Below are 21,490 nucleotides of genomic sequence, written 5' to 3' on the forward strand. Positions count from 1 at the left end.
GCGAATAGCCCCGCAACGTGCGGGGCCGCGTGGCAGATTACAGCTGGTGGTATTTGCCTTTGTCATCCCACTGATAAACGACGTAATCCGAGACTTTGAGGTCGCCTTTTGTATCCCACGCTTTTTTGCCCATCACGGTATCCACGCTGTTAGCTTTCAGCCAGTCGCTGGCTTTAGCGTTATCTTTACCGGCCGCTTTGTACGCGGCTGCCAGCGTCTGCACGGAAGCATAGGCATATAAGGTGTAACCTTCGGGCTCAAAACCGCCGGCGCGGAATTTCTCGATCACCGCTTTGCCATCGGCAATGGTGCGCGGATCGTTGCCAAAGGTCATGTACACCCCTTTGGTGTACTGCGGGCCGCCTGCCGCCGTCACCATCTCCTCGGTGACGATGCAGTCGCCGGAGAAGAAGGCAGCATTCACGCCTTGCTCACGCATCTGGCGTACCAACGGACCGGCTTCCGGATGACATCCGCCGAAATAGACCACGTCAGGTTTCAGCGCGCCAATTTTCGTGACCAGCGCATTGAAATCTTTCTCACCCCGCGAAAGCCCTTCATACAGCACCTCTTTTACGCCGCGCTTCTCCAGCGAGGCTTTCGTGGCATCCGCTAAGCCCTGACCGTAGGTGTCCTTGTCATGAATAATCGCGACTTTTTTGGCTTTGAGCTTATCAATGATGTAGTCGGCGGCAATTGCGCCCTGCTGGTCGTCACGACCACACATGCGGAACATGGTTTTCATACCACGCTCGGTGATTTGCGGGTTGGTAGATCCAGGCGTAATCGCCAGCACGCCAGCCTCATCATAGACTTCCGACGCCGGCATGGTGGATGAGGAACAGAAGTGGCCCACTACCGCCATCACTTTGTCTTGATCGACTAAGCGGTTAGCGACAGAGACCGCCTGTTTTGGCTCGCAGGCGTCGTCCCCCTGCACCAGCACGATTTTCTCACCGTTAATGCCGCCGGCGGCATTGATGTCCTCCGCTGCCTGGCTGGCGCCTTTCCAGTATTGCGCGCCGTAGGTCGCATTGGGCCCAGAGAAAGGACCGGCCACGCCAATTTTAATATCTGCCTGAGCGTAAAAAGCCACGCTTAAACAACCTGCAATCGCCACCTTCATTGGGTGTTTTATGAATTTCAAAGACATGCTTTCAATCCTCAACGGGTCAGGAACGGAGCCATACCACGGCCTGGGAGAAATCAATTTCTGAAACTTCGGCGGAACAGCGTGCGGCCAATAAAATCCCCTGAGATCGCCACTCATGGCGATCTGCTTTCAGTCACGCATCAATGTGCGCCCTGAGCTCAACAGCATAGGTTCATTAAGGCTACGGTTGAAAATCAAGCAATAATCTCGCCAACTTATTATAACGCGGGCGGTTTTTGCATTGGCATCGCGCCAGGACTGGAGACACGCGATGTTACATCCCTGCTGATCATAAACATAGCCAAGGTTACGCCACACACCAGCACCGCGATGGTGCAGAATGCGGTTGATCACAGATTCTTCATCGTCGTGAGGGGTTTATCCGCTATGCTCTGGTGAAAACGGTCCACGTTTCCTGAAGGAGAATCTATGAACACGCAACGGAACGGATTAAGCAGCCAGCAAGCGCTGGACGAATTAGAGCATCTTTATGATGCGGCGGTTGACGCCCTGCGCAACGCCATTCGCGATTTCACGGCGACCGGACAAGTGCCGGATGAAGCCGCACGCCAACAAGGCCTGTTTGTTTATCCGCAGCTGCGTATCACCTGGCTGGGCGAAGGCCCGCAGAAAAATCGCACCCGCGCCTGGGGACGCTTCACCCATACGGGCAGCTACAGCACCACCATCACGCGCCCGGCGCTGCTGCGTCACTACCTTAGCGAGCAGTTGCACATGCTGGAGAAGGAGTATGACGTGCAGATTGAAGTGGGGCCATCACAGCAGGAGATTCCTTATCCGTATGTGATCGACGGTTTGTCGCTCGATCGCTCCATGAGCGCCAGCATCGCGCGCCATTTCCCCACCACCGAACTGTCGCAGATTGGCGATGAAACGGCAGACGGCCTGTTCCACGCCAATGCCATTTTCCCGCTGTCGCACTTCGATGCGCTGCGCACCGATTTCTCGCTGGCACGTCTGCGTCACTACACCGGCACCAGCGTTGAGCATTTCCAGCCGTTCGTGCTGTTTACCAACTACACACGCTACGTAGATGAATTCGTACGCTGGGCCATTGAGCAAGTGCAGGATCCCAGCACGCCGTATGACAGCCTGGCCTGTGCCGGTGAGGTGGTGATCACCGCCGAGACACCAGACCCAACGGCGATGATGTCCGATCTGGCGTGGAAGAAACACCAAATGCCCGCCTGGCATCTGACGTCACCGAATCGTCGCGGCATTACGCTGGTGAACATCGGCGTGGGTCCATCCAATGCTAAAACCATCTGCGATCATCTTGCAGTGATTCGCCCTCACGCCTGGCTGATGATTGGCCACTGCGGCGGCCTGCGTGAAAGCCAGACCATTGGCGATTATGTCCTCGCACACGCCTACCTGCGTGACGATCACGTACTCGACAGTGTATTGCCGCCGGATATCCCGATCCCAAGCATCGCCGAAGTGCAGCGCGCGCTGTATGACGCCACCAAAGCGGTGAGCGGCATGCCGGGCGAAGAGGTTAAGCAGCGCCTGCGTACGGGTACGGTCGTCACCACCGATGACCGCAACTGGGAGCTGCGCTACTCCGCTTCTGCGCTGCGCTTCAACCTGAGCCGCGCCGTGGCGGTCGATATGGAGAGCGCTACCATCGCCGCGCAGGGTTACCGCTTCCGCGTACCTTATGGCACCTTGCTGTGCGTATCAGATAAACCACTGCACGGCGAGATCAAACTGCCTGGCCAGGCAAACCGCTTCTATGAAGGGGCGATTTCTGAGCACCTGCAGATCGGCATCTGCGCGGTGGAACTGCTGCGTGCCGAGGGCGATAAGCTGCACTCAAGGAAGCTCAGAACCTTCAACGAGCCACCGTTTAGATAATCATGATGAGTTCCGGCCCTTGTGGGGCCGGAACAGTGCAGTAAAGCGCGTCATGACATCTTCAAAACAATATTCTGAACAAACCACGCCAACACCAGAAGGCAAGTCGGTAACATGATTTTCCAGGTAAGACTGTTGTTAAAGGCAGATATTTTTTCTTCCAGCTGATTGAATCTTTGATCAACTCTTTCGAACTTCTCATCAATCCTTGCGAACCGCGCATCTATTTTGTCGAACTTCAGTTCGGATTTCTCTTCCATCCGCTCAAACTTTTTATCGATACGTTGTTCAAGCGCCCCTAGCTCGCCCATAATCTCGACACGCATTGCCCCCTGCTCGGCTCGAACCTTTTCGATATCCGCCTTGGTAGAAAAATGTTCTGAACGCGCGGTTAGCACAGCCACATCCATCTGAATCTGCTGGGTAGTTTTTTCCAGCTGTTCAACCCGTTTGGTTAATTGTTCCATTTGGTGATCTCCTTTGTTACCAAGGTCAAAAATTAGCGGTCGGAACACACGAGTTGTATTGCTAATGGGGTAATCCATCACCGAATCCTTCTCCATCGCTTTCTTTCAATCCGTCCACCACCCAGCCAGTGAAACAGATTTGCGCAGCGTTAACATTCCACGATCCCGCCATTCACAGCACTATTTTACAGGGCAGGATTAAACAACACGCACAGCCTAGGCCGACCCGAGAGGGAAGAGAAGTGAACATCAAAAGGGATTGCGAGGTGTCACGCAGAAAATAAGCAGAGGATTGCAACCACAGACACGGAAGCCCGAACGGGCTTCCGTTAAATAACCATTATGCGCTCAGCCAACCCAGTTTGATGACAAACAGAATTGACAGAATAATCAGCGCCGGATTCACCTCTTTGGTGCGTCCACTCAGCAGTTTCACCACGGTCCAGGTGATGAAGCCAAAGGCAATACCGTTGGCGATGGAATAAGTCAGCGGCATGGTTAGCGCCGTCACGGTCACTGGCGCCGCAGTAGTGATGTCTTTCCAGTCAATATCCGCTAAACCCGAGGCCATCAATACCGCCACAAACAGCAGCGCAGGTGCCGTTGCATACACCGGTACGCTGCCCGCCAGCGGCGAGAAGAACAGGCTGAGCAGGAAGAGGATAGCTACCACAATCGCCGTCAAACCGGTGCGACCACCGGCACTAACGCCTGCAGCAGATTCCACATAGCTGGTGGTGGTTGAGGTGCCGAGCAGCGAACCGAACAGTGCAGCGGCGCTATCGGCAATCAGCGCACGGCCCATTTTCGGCACGTTGCCCTGCTCATCCGCTAATCCTGCACGTTTGGTCACGCCCAGCAAAGTGCCGGTGTTATCGAACACATCCACAAACAGGAAAGCGAAAATCACGCTCACCAGGCCCACATTAAACGCACCAGCAATATCCAGCTGCATCAAGGTCGGCGCAATGGAGGGTGGCGCGGAGAACACACCGCCAAACGGCGTCAGGCCAATACCCATAGAAATGAAGGTGACCACCAGAATGCCGATCAGTACCGCGCCGGTTACGCGACGCGCTTCCAGCACCACAATGATAAAGAAGCCAAGCAGCGCTAACAGCGGGCCAGGTTTGGTCAAATCGCCCAGGCCAACCAGCGTTGCCGGATTGTCCACCACGATACCCGCGCCTTCCAGGGCAATAATCGCCAGGAACAGGCCGATGCCAGCACCAATACCCGCACGCAGCGGCAGCGGAATGCTGTTAATAATCCACTCACGAATTTTGAAAAGCGACATGGCAAAGAAAATCACCGCTGACAAGAACACCGCGCCCAGTGCGACTTGCCACGTGTATCCCATGTGCAGAACCACGGTATAAGTGAAGAAGGCGTTAAGGCCCATGCCCGGTGCAAGGGCAATCGGGTAGTTAGCGATCAGGCCCATCAGCACACAGCCAATCGCCGCCGCCAGACAGGTTGCAACGAAGACCGCGCCTTTATCCATGCCGGTTGCGCCGAGGATGCTCGGGTTAACAAACAGAATGTAGGCCATCGCCAGAAAGGTCGTGATACCCGCAATGATTTCCGTGCGGACCGTTGTGTTATGCGCTTTTAATTTGAAGAGTTTTTCTAACATCATCATCTCTCATGAGCGGAGTCGGCACCAATGCGCGTTCTCACTTGCCAATGTGGTTTACATGTTTATTTTTGTAGTGAAGGCCAAGCGGCGTTGAGTGAAATCTTCCGCTTACCCTTGTCTCTAATAGCAATAGCTATGCCAGCCTCGTACGCAATCGATTACGTTTCTGATTACCTGTGGGGCTAAGATAATTCTGAACCATAACGAGGCGCGATTATGGTGCATTGCACCGCTGCCGCGCAATCGTTTTCCTTCCCCGCGATGATGACGGCAAAATGGTGCTGCACAGCACGCTTTCGTACTGTCACAGGCGATGGCGCTCACGTTTCTGGTGCTGGTTTCAGCAAGCAAAAAACGTCGGGTTACACTGCTTTTAACCCTTTCGTAACAAAAGAGGCGCCCCCATGAAGCCCGCGATTTTGGTGGTCGATGACGATCGTGCGATATGCGAACTGCTGCATGACGTCTTAAATGAACATGTTTTTACTGTTTACAGCTGCCATCAGGGCAAAGATGCGCTCACGCTGCTGGCACTGCATCCGGAAATCTCGCTGGTGATGCTGGATATGATGCTGCCCGATACCAATGGTTTGCTGGTGCTGCAACAGATGCAGCGGCAGCGTCCCGATGTGCTGGTGATCATGTTAACCGGCATGGGCTCGGAAGCAGATATGGTGGTAGGCCTGGAGATGGGGGCGGACGATTACATCGCCAAGCCGTTTAATCCGCGCGTGGTCGTGGCGCGTGCGCGGGCCGCATTGCGTCGCTGCGGGCGGCTGGCGCAGCCGGAAATTCGGCAGGATGAGGGCTGGCAATTTAACGGCTGGCGCCTGGATGATGCGCGCTGCCAGCTCTTTAATCCGCAACGTGAAAGTGTGCCGCTTACCCAGGGCGAGTACACGCTATTGCGCGCGCTGGTGGCACATGCGCGTAAAGTGTTAACCCGCGATCAACTGCTGGAGCTGACGCACAGCGAAAGCCTCGACGTTTTCGATCGCACCATTGATGTGCTGATCATGCGGCTGCGGCGTAAAATCGAAGCCAATCCGCATCAGCCCAGCCTTATCCGCACCATCCGCGGACTCGGCTACGTTTTTTCCGCCGACGTCATGCGACCAGCCTCTTCGGCGCGCGAAACGCAGATCGCCTGATCCATCCAGCGCTGCATCTCGGCCAGTGGCCGGGTGCCGTCCAGCGCATTTGCGGCATGCAGATTAAAACTGGCACAGGTATGCGCCAGCTTCAGCGTTTCCGTTAGCGACCAGCCTTCATGGCTGGCATACAACACGCCAGCGCAGAACGCATCGCCCGCCCCCACGCTGCCCACAATCTCTTCTGGCGTTAAGCACCACGCTGGCTGCCAGCGCCCTTCCCCATTGGTTTGCTGTCCCCACGCGCCCTCCGGTGCATGGATCACCACACGCTGACGCACGCCCTGCTGCATCAGCCATGCCGCAGCGACAGCGAAAGCTTCCGGCGCAGCAAGACCATGCGCTGTCCGTAATTGCACACCGGTCAGCGATTGCGCTTCCAGCTCATTGATCACCAGATAATCGAGCCAACGCAGCGCGGGCAGCACCAGCGGACGATATTCCCCCGCGCGCGAGACCAGATCGAGTGAGGTGAGGTAGCCGCGCTGCTGCATTTGCGCCAATAAACGTGCGCTGCGCGTGCCATAGTCGTCGTCGGGCACATCGAGACTATCCAGCAACAGCAAATATCCCAGATGGAAGATGCGGTGAGGCGTCACAACGGCGGCAAAATGTGCCAGGTCGAGCTGTGCATTCGCGCCGCGCGCGTGAAAGAAAGTGCGCTGGCCATCCGGCGCGGTCATCACCTGGGTCATCGCGGTACTGCTAAGGCGCGTTTGCTGCACAAACTGACGATCGATGTGATGTTCGTCCAGCCGTTGCACAATATACTCGCCATCGCTGTCTTCACCGACCATACCCACGGCCGCCAGCGGCAAATTCACCTGCATGCGCGCCAGCGTAAACAGCACATTGAGCGCCGCCCCACCGCTGCATTTTTCGCTGTGATGAATTTCCGTCAGCCAGCCCTGCTCCGGCCAGTGGCTGATACGCTGTACGTGGTCCACCAGCATGCTGCCCGCCCCGATGATGCCATTACGCGCCATCTTTCAGGCCCTCCCGGCGCTGCCGAACACCTGCATCTGCTGCGCCACCACGTTGGCGATATCACGTTCCACCGCCATCAACAGCTCGGCAAAGGCGTCATAGCGTGCATCGCGCTGGCTAATCTGCGTTTCAATCGCGCCCAGCGCTGCCTGCGACATGCCGGTGTAGAAGTTAATTTTGTTGATGCCAAGGCTGATGGCACGACGGAAGTCAGCATCGCTGATCCCTGAACCGCCGTGCAGCACCAGCGGAATGCCCGCCGTGGTACGAATCGCCGCCAGCCGGTCGAAATCGAGCTTCGGTTCGCCTTTGTATTTGCCGTGTGCGTTGCCAATCGCCACCGCCAGGCAATCAATACCGGTTGAGCGGACAAAGTCAGCGGCCTGCGCCGGATCGGTGAATTTATCGCTGTCAGCTTCGCCAAACAGCGCACCGCCTTCATCGCCGCCCACCGCACCGAGCTCCGCTTCCACCGACACGCCGAGCGCGTGGCACATCTTCACCACTTCGCGCGTCTGGCGCACGTTTTCGTCGTAGCTGAGCGTCGATCCATCAAACATCACCGAGGTAAAACCGAGACGAATCGCCTGCATCACCGCCTCAAAATGCAGGCCGTGATCGAGATGCAGCACCACCGGAATGTCGTGCAGCGCCGCTTCGGTGCGCACCGCCGCCACCAGATGTTCAAGGCTGACATATTTAAAATGCACCTCGGCGATGCTGATGATAAACGGTGAGCGCTGCTGCTCTGCCGCCTGAAAGAGCGCCCGCAGGAAATGCGTGTCGAGGACGTTGAACGCGCCGAGCGCGTAACTGTTTTGCTGCGCATGAGTTAACCCCTGCGCCAGGGAAATCAGTGCCATGATGGGCTCCTTTATGCCAGCCAGCGGTGATAGTCGTTACACAACAGCCAGCGCGGTTCTTCATCTTCATCAAGCGGATTAAAGCGCGCCAGCGGCGTGAGAAAAACATTGTCATGCTCGTCGTCGTTGGGCATTGAGACTTCACCCACCAGCACGTCGCCGTAGCCCTCTTCCCCCCAGAAGCTGTGCCAGATGCCCGGCAGCAAGGTGACGCTTTCGCCGGGCGATAAGCGTAACTGCGAACCGGCGGCATGGGTTTGGCGGATGCCATCCAGCGTGACATTCACCGCCGTATCGGCCAGCTGATTGCCCGCCCGGTTATGCAGCGTGACGATCAGATTGCCGCCGCCGCGATTGATGATGTCTTCCATCTTTTGCGGGTGGTAATGCATGGGCGTGATCTGCCCTTCGCGCACATGCATGATCTTCTCGGCATAGGGCTTGCCCCACGGCCGGCCGCCGCGCGAGCCGTTGCGCAGGGTGAACAGGGTTAAACCGGTTTGCGTAAAATCGTCGGCACCGAAGCTGGTGACATCCCAGCCGAGGTGCAGCGCCAGCAGTTCATCGGCGGCCTGTTTATCCAGCGCGCGCCACTGCGCGAGGCCGAAATCGGCCCACGGCGGCAGATGCACATCCTGACGTATAAAAAATTCGCGGGTACGTTGTAAAATTGCATTCACTTCAGAGCGTTGCATGAAAGCTCCTCGCGTTTCGGGGTTCAGGTCGCCATGAATGGCGACCCTACATCTCTCGGGATTATTTCACCGTCCAGCCCTTGTAGCTGCTTACGCTATTACGATCGATCATCGTCACAGGGATCAACACCGGCTTATCCGGCGCTGGTTTACCCTGCAGAATGTCGTAACCGATCTCGACCGCTTTCGCTGCCATCACCTGCGGGTCTTGCGCCGGCGTCGCGACGAACAGTGAGCCTTTGCGTTTCAGCGCTTCTTCACCGTCTGGCGATCCATCGACGCCAACAATAAAGAACTCGTTACGCTGCGCCTGTTTCGCGGCTAAATCAGCCCCAATCGCCGTGGGATCGTTAATGGCGAATACCGCATCAATCTTCGGATTAGCAGATAGCAGGCCGGTCATCACTTCCAGGCCACCTTCACGGCTGCCTTTAGCGTTCTGGTTATAAGAGAGCAGTTTGATATCAGGATGAGTCTTCAGCTCGTTCATGCAGCCTTCGACACGGTTCTGCACCGCAGAGACCGGCGGCCCGTTGATGATCACCACGTTGCCTTTGGCTTTCAGGCGATCGGAGATGTATTTACACGCCATCGCCCCGGCGGCGGTGTTATCGGAGGTAATGGTTGCGTTGGCGCCGTCAGCCGCCACGTCGACCGCCACCACCACAATGCCGGCGTCACGCGCACGTTTCACCGCCGGCGCAATGCCTTTGGAATCGGCGGCGTTAAGGATGATCATGTCCACTTTGGCGGCGATAAAGTTATCAATCTGGCCCACCTGCTGGCCAAGATCGTAGCCGCTGGACACCAGCGTCACATTGACCTTGTCGCCCGCCAGCTCCCGCGCCTTGAGCTCTGCGCCTTTGGTGATCTGCACGAAGAACGGGTTGGCAAGATCGCCCACCGTCACGCCGATAGATTTCAGTTCTTTTGCCTGAGCCACGCCAGCACTGAACAGCGTCGCCGCCAGCAGCCCGGTTACAATCGGATTAAAACGCATAGTCGATGTTCTCCTGCTTTTTTTGGTTTTTTACCCTCACCCTAGCCCTCTCCCGCCAGCGGGAGAGGGAATGATTAGGTGGAGCGGACTTTGAAATTTCAGCTTGCTCGGGCGGCCCCCTCTCCCGCCTGCGGGAGAGGGCTGGGGTGAGGGCCAGCACGCACAATCTCAACCCACGTGATGCCGGGTGCGATACTTATCGATCAGCACCGCGATAATGATCACCGCGCCCTTAATCACTAACTGCCAGAAATAGGAGACGCCCATCAGCGTCATACCGTTATTCAACGTGGCAATGATGAGCGCACCAATCAGCGTACCGGTGATGGTGCCGATGCCGCCGACAAAACTGGTGCCGCCAAGGATCACCGCTGCAATCGCATCCAGCTCATAACCGACGCCGAGGTTGCCGTTGGCGCTATACAAGCGCGAGGCGCTCATCAGCCCACCGAGTCCGGACAGCAAGCCGCTCATGGCGTAGACAAACAGCAGCACCACGCTAACTTTGATACCGGTGAGGCGCGCCGCCTGCACGTTGCCACCTACCGCGTAGATGTGTACGCCCAGCGTGGTGCGACGCAGAATGAACCAGCACAGCGCAATCACCGCAAAGGCGATAACGATCAGCCACGGTACCGGCCCGAGATAGCCGTTGCCTATCCACTCAAAATTGATGTCGGAGTTAATCACCGTGGTGCCGTTGGCCAGCAGATAGGCCGCGCCGCGCATCGCGGTATAGGTACCCAGCGTAACAATAAAGGGCGGTAGCCCTGCCCACGCCACCAGAACGCCGTTGAACAACCCCATAATCAGCCCGGCTCCCAGTGCCGCCGGGATAGTGAGCGACGCGAAGGCCGGATCGAGCGATACCACCATCGCCACCACCGCCGTGGTGCCGAGCATCGATCCCACTGACAAATCGATGCCGCCGGTGAGGATCACAAAAGTCATGCCCGCCGCCAGCACGATATTGATCGAAGCCTGACGTGTGATGTTGAGCAGATTGCCCTCGGTGAAGAAGTTCGGCGTGACAAAGCCAAACACCGCCACGATCAGGATGAGAATCGGCAGGATGCCGACGGTTTGCAGCAGGTCGCTCATTAACGCGCGCTTGAGCGTCGGGCTTTTTACGCGTGCGGTTTCACTGGTCATTGCGGTCTCCTCAGGCCTGAACCGGCTGTGCGCCGGTGGCCAGTGTCATAATGTTTTCCTGGCTAATCTCTGCCCCACTCAGCTCACCGGCGATAGAACCTTCGCGCATCACATACACCCGATCGCTCATGCCCACCACTTCCGGCAGCTCGCTGGAGATCATTAAAATCGCCACGCCCTGCTGCGCCATCTGCTGCATCATGCGGTAGATTTCGCTCTTAGCGCCGACATCCACGCCGCGCGTCGGCTCGTCAAGAATCAGGATGCGGGGCGCAATCGCCACCCAGCGTGAAATCAGCAGCTTCTGTTGATTGCCGCCGGATAAACCACCGGCCCGCACCTGAGCGTGCGGCACGCGAATGTTGAGCGAATCGATCGCTTCGCTGGCGATCTTCTGCCCTTTGCGCCGGTTCAGCAGGCCGTAGCTGGCATCACGCTCCAGCGTCGCCATCACAATGTTGTCTTGCGCCGCCAGCTCGAGAAACAGGCCCTGCTCTTTACGGTTCTCGGTGAGAAAACCGATGCCGCGCGCAATCGCATCGCGCGGGGAGTGAATCTGCACCTTTTCGCCATCGATCCAGATCTCGCCGCTGCTGGGTTTACGCACACCAAAAATCAGCTGCGCCAGCTCGCTGCGCCCGGCACCGACCAATCCCGCCAGGCCGACGATCTCGCCGGCGCGCACCACCAGGCTGCTGGGATGCACTTTATGTTTGTCGCCCAGGTGATTGACGGCCAGGCGAATGTCGCCAGGCGGAATAGTGCGGTCTTTGTTGAACAGGTCGCTGAGCGGACGGCCCACCATCATGCGCACCAGCTCGCTGGCGTTGAGCTGTTCGCGCGTCAGGCTGCCCACATATTCGCCGTCGCGCAGGACGCTCACCCGGTCTGAAAGCTCATACACTTCCGCCATGCGGTGGCTGATATAGATGATGGCCATGCCTTCGCTGCGCAGACGTTTAATCAGCGCAAACAGCTGTTCGGTTTCGCGATTGGAGAGCGCCGCGGTAGGTTCATCCATCACCAGGATGCGGCTGTTACGGTGCAGCGCGCGGGCGATTTCCACCTGCTGCTGCTCGGCAATGCTGAGACGGCTCACCAGATCGGTGGCATTGAACTGTGCGCCCAACCGATCGATCACCCGCTGCGCCTCCTCCGCCATCTGGCGACGCTTCACAAGCCCGCCGCGCGTGATTTCACTGCCGAGAAAGATGTTCTCCGCCACCGTGAGATTGGGTGCCAGGTTGATCTCCTGATAAATCAGCGTAATGCCCGCCGCCAGCGCCTCTTTAGGGCCTTTAATCGCATAAGGCTGGCCGTCGATAAGAATTTCCCCACTGCTGGCGGTATAAGCACCGGCCAGAATTTTCATCAAAGTACTTTTGCCTGCGCCATTTTCACCCATCAGCGCATGCACTTCACCGGGCCAGACCGTGAGGTCGACGCCCTTTAGCGCATAGAAACTGCCAAAGCGCCGGGTGATACCACGCATCGAGAGTATCGGTGTGCCGTCCATTGAGAGGCTCCTGCTGGCAAAGGTTGCAGCGAGTAAAGCCTGCCCAGATAAATGGAAAATGTCAGCGACCGTTCATATTTGTCATATTTCACCTCGCTCGCGCTTCTATACTCGCCGGGAGTTGAGCGGTAAGAGGTGGCGAAAATGAGTCACGGTCTGCACTGGCACGCTGGCGCGCGTAGTCGCCTGCTGCTGTTTAACCTGCTGGTGATGTCGGTCACGCTGGCAGTCGGCCTGGTGGCGATTTTTGGATTTCGCCACGCCGGTCACATTCAGGAACAGGCACAGGCACAAACTCTGGCCGATATGAATGGCAGCCTGGCGCTGGCGCGCGATACCGCCAATGTGGCGATTGCCTCAGTGCGCCTGTCGCAGGTGGTCGGCGCGCTGGAGTATCAGAGCGAGTCGGCTCGATTGCAGCAAACCCAACGGGCGTTGCAGCAGTCGCTGACGCTGCTAGCCCACGCACCGCTGGCCGCTCAGCAACCGCAGCTGCTCACGCGGATTCGTGAACGCAGCCAGATGCTGGAACTGAGCATTAATCAACTGCTGCGTGAAGGTCATCAACGCCACTTGCAGCGCAACGTGATGCTAAGCGGCCTGTGGCAAGCGCAGCTGCTGCTTAATCGTATTGATCTCCTGACTCACGCCAATTCCCCTTCTGACGCGCTGCGTCAGCAAACCCACAGCCTGTTAAGCGTGGCGATTCAATCCACGGCGCCACAAGCGGCGGTGCAGCAGCTGCAAACGGTGCTGCGCCAGTGGCACGCGTTAGCACTGAGCGGCGTGTTAAATACCCAGGCACAACGGCTGATCGCGACCAGCAGCAGTTTGCTACCCGTGGCGCAGCAGCTTGAGCAGAGTGATATCGCTATCGCCTACGCCACCTACCGCATTAAAGCGCTGGTGGCGATGCTCAATGAAGACATCACCCATTACGTGCAGCTGGTGGCGCAGCAGAGCGATGCGCGCAGCGCAGTGACTCACGAGGAGCTGGATTCCATCATCGGCTTTATTGGCCTGTTTATGCTGCTGGCGCTGCTGATCACCGGTTACGCGGGTTACTACATTTACCGCAATCTCGGCTCCAGCCTGACGGCGATCGCCCACGCCATGACGCGGCTGGCACAGGGTGAAAAGAGCGTCAACGTACCCGGTCTGGCGCGGCGCGATGAGCTTGGCGATCTGGCGCGCGCCTTTAACGTGTTTGCGCGTAATACCGCCTCGCTGGCGCACACCTCGCGCCTGCTGAAAGAGAAAAGCAACCAGCTGGAATCCACCTTTCTGGCGATGCGCGACGGCTTTGCGCTGTTTGACAACAGCGGCCAGCTGGTGGTGTGGAATGCGCAATATGCAGAGCTGCTCGGCATCGCACCGCGCGAACTGCATCGCGGCCTGCACTACCAACAGCTGTTAACCCGCGTCAATATCCAGCTCAACGGCCTAGCGGATGCCCAGGAAGTGCGGCTGGATGATGGCCGCACGCTGGAGCTGCGTTTCAGCCCGGTGCCGCGTCGTGGCATGGTGAACACCGTGCTGGAGCGCACCACGCGCAAAGCGCTGGAAGAAGCACTGCTGCACAGCCAGAAGATGAAAGCGGTTGGACAGCTAACCGGCGGACTGGCGCATGATTTCAATAATCTGCTGGCGGTGATCATTGGCAGCCTGGCGCTCACCGTCGATCAGCTGCCGCCCGGCACACTCGCCAACCGCATCGATCGTGCCCGTCAGGCGGCCGACCGCGCCGCACAATTAACGCAGCGCCTGCTGGCCTTCTCGCGCAAACAGGCGCTCTACCCGCGTGCGGTATCGGTGGTGGAGCTGGTAGACAATCTGCACTCGCTGTTGCAGCACGCGCTGTTACCGGGACAGCAGCTGGTGGTGGATGCACAGCGTCCCGGCTGGCCGGCGTGGATCGATGCCGGCCAGCTGGAAAATGCGTTAATGAATCTGGTGGTGAATGCGCGCGATGCCATGGAGCAACAAAGCGGAGAAATCCGTCTGCGCATCTGGAACCAGCGCAAGCAGGAAGCGGACGGCAAACGCGATCGCGTCACGATTGAGGTTATCGATCACGGTTGTGGCATGTTGACGGAGGTGCGTGAACAGGTGTTTGAGCCATTCTTTACCACCAAAGCGATCGGCAGCGGCAGCGGTTTGGGGTTATCGATGGTGTATGGCTTTGTGCGTCAGTCCGGCGGGCAGATAGAACTGGAAACCGCGCCGGGGCAAGGCACCACCGTGCGCCTGCTGCTGCCACGCGCGCCGGATACCGCGCAGCCGGTGGCGCTGCCGTCGGCCTTTACCCCGGAGATCAGCAGCGATCGGCTGGTATTGGTGCTGGATGATGAACCCACGGTGCGGCAAACGCTGTGTGAACATCTGCATCAGCTCGGTTACCTGACGCTGGAGTGCGGTGACGGCGAAAGCGCGCTGGCACTGCTGCGCCAGACGCCAGATGTTGAGCTGCTGATCAGTGATTTGATGCTGCCGGGCGGGCTTAACGGTGCGGACGTGATTCGCCAGGCGCAGGCGCAGTGGCCGCATCTGGCGACAATCTTAATCAGCGGTCAGGATCTGCGTCAGACGCAGGTCACGCTGCCGCTGTGTGAGCGGCTGGCGAAACCCTGGCAGCAGGCGCAGCTGGTGCAGGTGCTGGAGCGCGCCTGGCAACGCAGTGCACGGCTTAATCGCGCGCGGCAGGCTGCCACAGCGGCACCCCTTTCCCGGTGATATAGCGTTTGCGCAGCTTGCTGGACACCACGTCCATGATCATCACCACCGCCACCAGGATAATGGTCAGGAACATCACGACATCCCAGTTCCATAGACGCATGTTCTCGGCATAAACCAGCCCCACACCGCCGGCGCCGACGAAACCGAGCACCGCCGCCGACCGCGTGTTGGACTCAATCTGATACAGGCTGAGCGCGAGAAAGGTCGGGAACGACTGGGTGAAGATGCCGTAGCGATGTTTTTGCAGGCTGTTAGCGCCCACCGCGCTAAGGCCGCGGCTCGGTGAACGCTCCACCGCTTCGTGCCCTTCGGCATACAGTTTGCCGAGCAGGCCAACGTCCTGAACCACAATCGCCAACACGCCCGCCAGCGGCCCCATGCCCACGGCGCGCACGAAGATCAGCCCCCAGATCGCCATGTCGATGCCGCGCAATACATCAAGCACGCGACGCACCACCAGTGAAATCGGCCGCGTCACGGGATCGTGCATCACGTTACGCGCCGCGAGGAACGAAACCGGCAGCGCAATCAGTGAGGCGGTTAGCGTACCGGAAAACACAATCGCCAGCGTAATCCCCACCTGGGTGAAGTAGTAGCCAAACGGCCAGTTGAGGAAATCCTGCCAGACAAACATGCGCAGGAAGTAGCGGCTGAGCTGCTGGCAGCCGATGAGAAAGCGGCTCCATTCAATGCCAAAAAATGCAAAAAAGAACAGGTAGTAAAGCACGATAGCCAGCGCCACCAGCGCCACGCGACGCAAATAGCGCTGCTGAGCGGCAAACAGGGCGGCATGCTGCTGTTTGAGTTTGGCGACATCCGGTGCCAGCGTAATCATTGCATCTCTCCTTCCACCACGCGGCGACGCAGCCAGCCAGACAAGGTATCCAGCAGCGAAACCACCACAATAATCAGCAGCAGCGTGATGCTGACCTGATCGTAACGATCGAGTTTTATATTGGTCATCAGCTCCTGGCCGATGCCGCCCGCGCCAACCAGGCCAAGAATGGTCGAGGAGCGGAAGTTAACTTCCAGACGCATAAAGCTGTAGGAGAGGAACGTCGGTTTAACCTGCGGCCAGAAGGCGAAGCGCATGCGCTGCAGTTTGCTGGCCCCGCAGGCAGCGAGGCCGCGCACCGGTTTATCCGAGGCGCTCTCAATCGCTTCGTAGAACAGTTTGGTCAAACTGCCGACGGTGTGCAGCGCCAGCGCGAGGAAGCCGGGAATGGCGCCAATGCCGAATGCCATGACAAACATCACCGCCCACGCCAGCTCCGGCATGGTGCGCAGAAAGGCGACAAAGGCGCGGATCGCGATGCGCAGGCTGCGCGGCGTTTGCGTATTATCAGCGGCGAAAAACGCCAGCACGGCGGCAATGCCTACCGCCACGATGGTGGACGACAGCGCCAGCTGTAAGGTTTCCCAGATCAGCGGCAGCTGGAAGTGCAGACGGTAGCCCCAATAGGCCAGCGAACCTTCGGTTTTGCCATCGGCAAACAGCAACGGCAGGTGCAGCACCGGCAGGGTTGCGCCGATGTAATCAAAGAAGTGTGGCAGCGATTGCCAGACGGTGAGCAGATTGAATTCCGCCATCTTGCCCGCGGCCAGATAGAGCGCCAGCAACAGCAGCGACCACAGCAGCGAGTCGCGCTTTTGCTGGCGGCGGATGCGTTGGTAGTAGTGTTCGAAATCGGTCAAGAGGGGATTCCTGTGTAACCCGGTCGCCATGAATGGCGACCTTACAATGTAGGGTGCGCATTAATGCGCACCGTTTTATCGCTTACCCGCGCGAACCCTTCATCAAATCACGCTTCATATCGATAATGTTCTGGTAATCCGCCACGGTTGCCGGGCCGATGTGCTGGGTTCCGCCCACCGCTTTAACAAAGCAGCCGTGATCGTCTTTATCCAGTTTCTTGATGGTGGCCACCACCTTCGCTTTGAAATCAGCGGGCAGGTTGTTGCTCACCAGAATGGGGCCGTTCGGGATCAGCGGTGACTGCCAGATAATGCGGATCTGCTTCATCAGGTCCGGATGATCCATACGAATCAGGCGACCAAACGCGCCGGAGGTATAGCCGCTTTCACGGTCGCCAATCAGCGATGTCCAGGTTACCGCGCCATCAAACTGGCCGTTGAGCACGCCGAGAATGTCCTGCTCGTGGCCGCCGGAGAAGGTGACGCTGGAGAAGGTGTTGTTGTACTTATCATCAACCGTGCCGCCAAACTCTTTCTTGAATGCCTGATTCGGCATCAGGAAGCCTGAGGTGGAATCCGGATCGGCCATGCCGAACGATTTGCCCTTCAGGTCTTCCAGTTTTTTGTACGGGCTGTCGGCTTTGACGATCACCACCGAGTGATAACCCTGTGAACCGTCTTTGTCATCCACCACAATGCCGACTATATCTACCGCTTTCGGGTTCTGCAGGTAAACCGAGGCGTAAGAAGCAGGCGACATGCTCAGCACCAGATCAATCTTGTTGCCCAGCAGGCCCTGAATCACGCCGGAGTAATCTGAGGAGTTGCGCAGTTTGGTATCCACCTGCAGCTCCTTGTCGAAGAAATCTTTCACACACTGGTTATCGCCAATCTGCTGTGTGGCGTTCTGGCCGCCGAGAATACCGAGGTTCAGTTCTTTTGGTGCATCCGCTGCGTTAACGCCAAAAGCCATCGCCATAGTCAGTAAAGCTAAAGAGGTCAGTTTCATTGGTGGTTGTTCTCTTGCCGTGGAAGTTAGTGGAGCTGGTTAATTTCGTCGCCGTACAGCTCATGCATCAGGCCGTCGGTCAACTGGGAAGGATGTCCATCAAACAGCACTTTGCCGCGCTGAATGCCGATAACACGCGTGCAGTAGCTTTGCACCAGTTCGATTGAGTGCAGGTTGACCATCACGCTGATGCCCTGCTCGCTCACCTGGCGCAGCACGTCCATGATGCGCTTGGTATTTTTCGGATCGAGTGACGCCACCGGCTCATCCGCCAGCAGGATGCGCGGGTTCTGCATCAGCGCCCGACAAATCGCCACGCGTTGCATCTGGCCGCCGGAGAGGTTTTCTGCACGCTGTAGCGCCTGCGGCAGCATGTTCATCCACTGCAGCAGTTCAATGGCGCGAGCGCGGTCGGTTTCGGAAAAGACTTTGAAGAACGATTTCAGCGTTGAGGTCTGGCTTAAACGGCCGAGCAGCACATTGGTGATCACATCAAGGCGCGGCACCAGACAGAAATCCTGGAAAATCATGCCGCATTCGCTGCGCCATTCACGCATCTGGCGGCTGTTCAGCGTCACCACATCGCGATCCACTTCGCCCTGACGATTGCTGAGAATCGCGCCCTGTGAGGCGCTGATGGTGCCGTTCAGCATATGCAGCAGCGTCGATTTGCCTGCGCCTGAGCGACCAATCACGGCCACCAGCTCGCCCGCATGCAGATCGAAGCTGACGTTATCCAGCACCTTGTTAGCGCCGTACGCTTTACACAATCCTTGCACCGACAGCACCTTGTTGCCCTGCCCGGTGATGGGCGGGAACGGATTGTCGACGACGGTTTTCAGTAATGCCTGTGCCATGATGCACTCCATCTCTTCTGAGTGGTTGATTGCCCGCTATTACGGGCAAATCGCATGAAAGCTTGATGACAGTAAAGTGATTAAACGGTGACAGCGTGGTACGGACGCGAAAAATGCACATTGGCCCGTCGTAGGGTCGCCATTTATGGCGACCTGCCGCGTCGGTGTGTATTGAGGTCGCCATAAATGGCGCCCCTACAAAATCGCATGCCCGGTGGCGTAAGGTCGCCATTTATGGCGACCGGGTGCGGCGGTGTGTATTACGGTCAATCAGCCAACAATTGCCGCAAATGCTCGAGCGTATCGCGCAATGCACCATCGTTATTCAGCGCATAGCAGTGTGCCGGCAGCGGTTCGGCCGCACGCGCCAGACGTTTTGCGATCTCAACGTCTGACTCCCGCCCGCGCTGCCGCAGCCGCTTCGCCAGCACTTCCGGCGACACCTGCAACACCAGCGGCAGCAGCTGCGTACCATAGTGCTGCTGCACTATCGGCAGATGCAGGCGCGAACCGTTGACCAGCACGTTAAGACCGCGCGCCAGCCACAGATCGATCTCCTCGCCCAGCCCATAATGCAGACCGTGCGCCTGCCAGCTCACGGCAAACAGCCCCAGCGCTTCACGTCGCCGGAACTCCGCCTCGCTCAGCGCCACATGATTCTCGCCGCCGGCATCGGCTGCGCGCGTGATGTAGCGATGGGCGATCAACAGATTATCCGGCGGTGCCTCACGCAGCGCGTTCAGCAGGCTATCTTTGCCCGCGCCCGAAGGTCCGGTCAGCCAGATGAGGCGCGCCATCAGAACACCAACTTGCCTTGCGACCAGACGTGGCGAATGTGTGAATGGCCATGATCGGTATGCGCCAGTACTAAATCGGCGCGCAGCCCTTCGGCGATGCGCCCGCGATCGTGCAGGCCAATCGCCTGCGCCGGATTACACGTCACCAGCGCCGCCGCCTGCGGCAGCGTCAGCGTATTGCGTTCATCGGCGACCAAACGGAACACCGCGTCGAGCAAACTGGCGGGATAGTAGTCGGAGGAGAGAATATCCAGCAGGCCGTGGCTGGCGAGTTCCGCCGCCGCTACATTGCCGGAGTGCGATCCGCCGCGCACGATATTCGGTGCGCCCATCAACACCTGCATGCCACATTCACGCGAGGCGCGCGCTGCTTCCCGCGTGGTGGGAAATTCGGCGATGGCGCTGCCAACATCATGCGATTCGGCGACGTGGGCCGCCGTGGCATCATCGTGGCTGGCCAGCGGAATGCCGCGCGAACGGCACAAACTGGAGATGGCGTTGCGGTTCGGCGTCGAGAACTCAGCGGCCAGCGCCAGCTGTTCGCGTTCAAACTGATCCATCTGCGCGTCGCTGAGCTGATATTTGCCCTGATAATAGGTGCGATACATCTCCAGCGAGGCGTACTGACGCTGGCCCGGCGAGTGATCCATCAGCGACACCAGCGACAGCTCCGGCGTGTTCATCAGCGCCTCAAACAGCGGCAGCGTGGTGTTGTGCGGCAGCTCGCAGCGCAGATGCAAATGGTGATCGGCGCGGTTAATCCCTTTGCGATTGCTGTCCTGAATCGCGTCGATCATCTTTGTCAGATTATCCAGACGATGGCCGCCATCGCGCACGTCACCCACGCCAATCGCATCCAGCACCGTGGTAATGCCGCTGGCGACCATCAGCGCATCGTGGCTGCTCATTGCCGAGTGCGCGGGCCAATCGACTTTCGGTCGCGGCGTGAAGAATTTATCGAGATTGTCCGTGTGCAACTCTACCAGGCCCGGCAGCAGAAAGGCGTTTTCGCCATCCAGCGCGCCCGCCAGCTGGCTACGACTGTCGCTGAAACTGGCAATGCGCCCGTCGCGGATCTCCAGCGATCCGGCCACCACTTCCTGCTCCAGCACCAGCCGGACGTTGTTAATAATCATGCTTCTGCTCCTGTGTTCACTGGCTGCATGACGTGCAGGCGATCGGCGACGCGTGCACGCACCGCTTCGTCATGGAAAATACCGACAATGGCGGCACCGCGGGCGCGCGCCTGTTCAATCAGTTCCACCACCGCGGCGCTGTTGGCGCTATCCAGCGAGGCGGTGGGTTCATCCAGCAGCAGCACCGGATAGTCGGCGATAAAACCGCGCGCGATGTTGACGCGCTGCTGTTCGCCACCGGAAAAAGTGGACGGCGCCAGTGACCACAAACGCTCCGGCACGTTGAGGCGCGTCAGCAGCTCTTTGGCGCGCTTTTCGCAGAAGGCACGCTCGGTGCCGCGCTCCAGCAGCGGCTGCATGACGATCTCCAGCGTCGGCACGCGTGGAATGACACGCAGAAACTGGCTGACCCAGCCGATGGTATGGCAGCGAATCGCCAGAATCTGGCGCGCGGGGGCATTAGCCATGTCGATCCATTCGCCCTGATGTTGCAGCCAGATATGCCCGCTGTTGGCCTGATAGTTGCCGTATAGCGCGCGCAGCAGCGTGGATTTTCCGCTGCCCGAACGGCCATGTAACACCACGCATTCGCCGCCGCTGACGTCAAGATTGGCATCCTGCAACACCGGCAGCGCGGCGCTGCTCTGGTTGTGCAGCACAAAAGTTTTGCTGAGTTGCTCTACGCGCAATAAAGGTTGCATGTTGATGTCCTGATGTTGGTTGGTCGCCATAAATGGCGACCCTACAAGGCGTTACGGT

19 protein-coding genes are annotated in these 21,490 nt (G+C 58.3%); 3 read left to right on the forward strand and 16 right to left on the reverse strand.

The genetic code is table 11. The features are described 5' to 3' along the window. Positions 1 to 37 precede the first annotated feature (37 nt). The gene (locus tag AC07WB_RS11855; protein ID WP_345829199.1) at positions 38 to 1,153 is read right to left on the reverse strand and encodes a branched-chain amino acid ABC transporter substrate-binding protein; all 1,116 of its coding nucleotides are present in this window, start codon (positions 1,151 to 1,153) and stop codon (positions 38 to 40) included. Between the two features lie 429 nt (positions 1,154 to 1,582). Between AC07WB_RS11855 and AC07WB_RS11860 the strand changes: the two genes are divergently transcribed. Beyond that, positions 1,583 to 3,031: an AMP nucleosidase gene (locus AC07WB_RS11860; RefSeq protein WP_494940553.1), complete on the forward strand. Its 1,449-nt coding sequence runs from the start codon at positions 1,583 to 1,585 to the stop codon at positions 3,029 to 3,031. Between the two features lie 50 nt (positions 3,032 to 3,081). Here the strand turns inward: AC07WB_RS11860 and AC07WB_RS11865 are convergent, their stop codons facing one another. Continuing rightward, positions 3,082 to 3,498 carry a hypothetical protein gene (locus AC07WB_RS11865; protein ID WP_494940554.1) on the reverse strand — a complete coding sequence of 139 codons (417 nt, stop codon included), beginning with the start codon at positions 3,496 to 3,498 and terminating at the stop codon, positions 3,082 to 3,084. 340 nt (positions 3,499 to 3,838) lie between these two features. Continuing rightward, the gene (locus AC07WB_RS11870; RefSeq protein ID WP_345829194.1) at positions 3,839 to 5,137 is read right to left on the reverse strand and encodes an NCS2 family permease; all 1,299 of its coding nucleotides are present in this window, start codon (positions 5,135 to 5,137) and stop codon (positions 3,839 to 3,841) included. Positions 5,138 to 5,541: 404 nt separating this feature from the next. On the opposite strand from AC07WB_RS11870, the gene AC07WB_RS11875 reads away from it, so the two are divergent. After that, on the forward strand, positions 5,542 to 6,288 hold the full coding sequence (locus AC07WB_RS11875; RefSeq protein WP_494940555.1) for a response regulator: 747 nt from the start codon (positions 5,542 to 5,544) through the stop codon (positions 6,286 to 6,288). On the opposite strand, the gene AC07WB_RS11880 is transcribed toward AC07WB_RS11875, so the two are convergent. The 6 genes from AC07WB_RS11880 to AC07WB_RS11905 all read right to left on the reverse strand — a co-directional run bounded on the left by AC07WB_RS11880 (position 6,225) and on the right by AC07WB_RS11905 (position 12,501). Next, positions 6,225 to 7,274, reverse strand: coding sequence for a carbohydrate kinase family protein (locus tag AC07WB_RS11880; protein ID WP_494940556.1), 1,050 nt, complete (start codon positions 7,272 to 7,274; stop codon positions 6,225 to 6,227). The two genes, AC07WB_RS11875 and AC07WB_RS11880, sit on opposite strands and share 64 nt — an antisense overlap. Before the next feature lie 3 nt (positions 7,275 to 7,277). Further along, positions 7,278 to 8,138, reverse strand: coding sequence for a ketose 1,6-bisphosphate aldolase (locus AC07WB_RS11885; protein ID WP_097096866.1), 861 nt, complete (start codon positions 8,136 to 8,138; stop codon positions 7,278 to 7,280). An 11-nt stretch (positions 8,139 to 8,149) separates the two neighbouring features. Beyond that, positions 8,150 to 8,833 (reverse strand): D-lyxose/D-mannose isomerase, encoded by a 684-nt coding sequence (locus AC07WB_RS11890; protein ID WP_097096865.1) that lies wholly within the window; start codon positions 8,831 to 8,833, stop codon positions 8,150 to 8,152. Between the two features lie 61 nt (positions 8,834 to 8,894). Continuing rightward, positions 8,895 to 9,833 carry an ABC transporter substrate-binding protein gene (locus AC07WB_RS11895; protein WP_097096864.1) on the reverse strand — a complete coding sequence of 313 codons (939 nt, stop codon included), beginning with the start codon at positions 9,831 to 9,833 and terminating at the stop codon, positions 8,895 to 8,897. 168 nt (positions 9,834 to 10,001) lie between these two features. Beyond that, positions 10,002 to 10,985, reverse strand: a complete 984-nt coding sequence (locus AC07WB_RS11900; protein ID WP_097096863.1) for an ABC transporter permease subunit — start codon at positions 10,983 to 10,985, stop codon at positions 10,002 to 10,004. Between the two features lie 10 nt (positions 10,986 to 10,995). Beyond that, positions 10,996 to 12,501, reverse strand: a complete 1,506-nt coding sequence (locus AC07WB_RS11905) for a sugar ABC transporter ATP-binding protein (RefSeq protein WP_400456266.1) — start codon at positions 12,499 to 12,501, stop codon at positions 10,996 to 10,998. A gap of 144 nt (positions 12,502 to 12,645) precedes the next feature. On the opposite strand from AC07WB_RS11905, the gene AC07WB_RS11910 reads away from it, so the two are divergent. Next, entirely contained in the window at positions 12,646 to 15,234 is a 2,589-nt protein-coding gene (locus AC07WB_RS11910) for an ATP-binding protein (protein ID WP_494940557.1), read from the forward strand. Here AC07WB_RS11910 and phnE (AC07WB_RS11915) read toward each other — a convergent pair. The 7 genes from phnE (AC07WB_RS11915) to phnL form a co-directional block, all read right to left on the reverse strand. Next, a complete protein-coding gene (phnE, locus tag AC07WB_RS11915; RefSeq protein ID WP_494940558.1) occupies positions 15,188 to 16,072 on the reverse strand; it encodes a phosphonate ABC transporter, permease protein PhnE in 885 nt (294 codons plus the stop codon). The two genes, AC07WB_RS11910 and phnE (AC07WB_RS11915), sit on opposite strands and share 47 nt — an antisense overlap. Further along, positions 16,069 to 16,932: a phosphonate ABC transporter, permease protein PhnE gene (gene phnE / locus AC07WB_RS11920; RefSeq protein WP_097096859.1), complete on the reverse strand. Its 864-nt coding sequence runs from the start codon at positions 16,930 to 16,932 to the stop codon at positions 16,069 to 16,071. Before phnE (AC07WB_RS11920) ends, phnE (AC07WB_RS11915) begins: the two co-directional genes overlap by 4 nt. Positions 16,933 to 17,014: 82 nt before the next feature. Further along, entirely contained in the window at positions 17,015 to 17,941 is a 927-nt protein-coding gene (gene phnD, locus AC07WB_RS11925) for a phosphonate ABC transporter substrate-binding protein (protein WP_097096858.1), read from the reverse strand. Positions 17,942 to 17,967: 26 nt separating this feature from the next. After that, positions 17,968 to 18,798, reverse strand: coding sequence for a phosphonate ABC transporter ATP-binding protein (phnC, locus tag AC07WB_RS11930; RefSeq protein WP_345829181.1), 831 nt, complete (start codon positions 18,796 to 18,798; stop codon positions 17,968 to 17,970). A gap of 266 nt (positions 18,799 to 19,064) precedes the next feature. Then, the gene (gene phnN, locus AC07WB_RS11935) at positions 19,065 to 19,595 is read right to left on the reverse strand and encodes a ribose 1,5-bisphosphokinase (RefSeq protein ID WP_097096856.1); all 531 of its coding nucleotides are present in this window, start codon (positions 19,593 to 19,595) and stop codon (positions 19,065 to 19,067) included. Beyond that, complete coding sequence (gene phnM, locus AC07WB_RS11940; protein ID WP_494940559.1) at positions 19,595 to 20,731, reverse strand: alpha-D-ribose 1-methylphosphonate 5-triphosphate diphosphatase; 1,137 nt, start codon at positions 20,729 to 20,731, stop codon at positions 19,595 to 19,597. The genes phnN and phnM overlap by 1 nt, the downstream gene beginning before the upstream one ends. After that, the gene (gene phnL / locus AC07WB_RS11945) at positions 20,728 to 21,432 is read right to left on the reverse strand and encodes a phosphonate C-P lyase system protein PhnL (protein ID WP_400456275.1); all 705 of its coding nucleotides are present in this window, start codon (positions 21,430 to 21,432) and stop codon (positions 20,728 to 20,730) included. The genes phnM and phnL overlap by 4 nt, the downstream gene beginning before the upstream one ends. Positions 21,433 to 21,490: the final 58 nt, after the last annotated feature.

This window comes from Pantoea sp. GW821-FHT03E06, assembly GCF_059420725.1.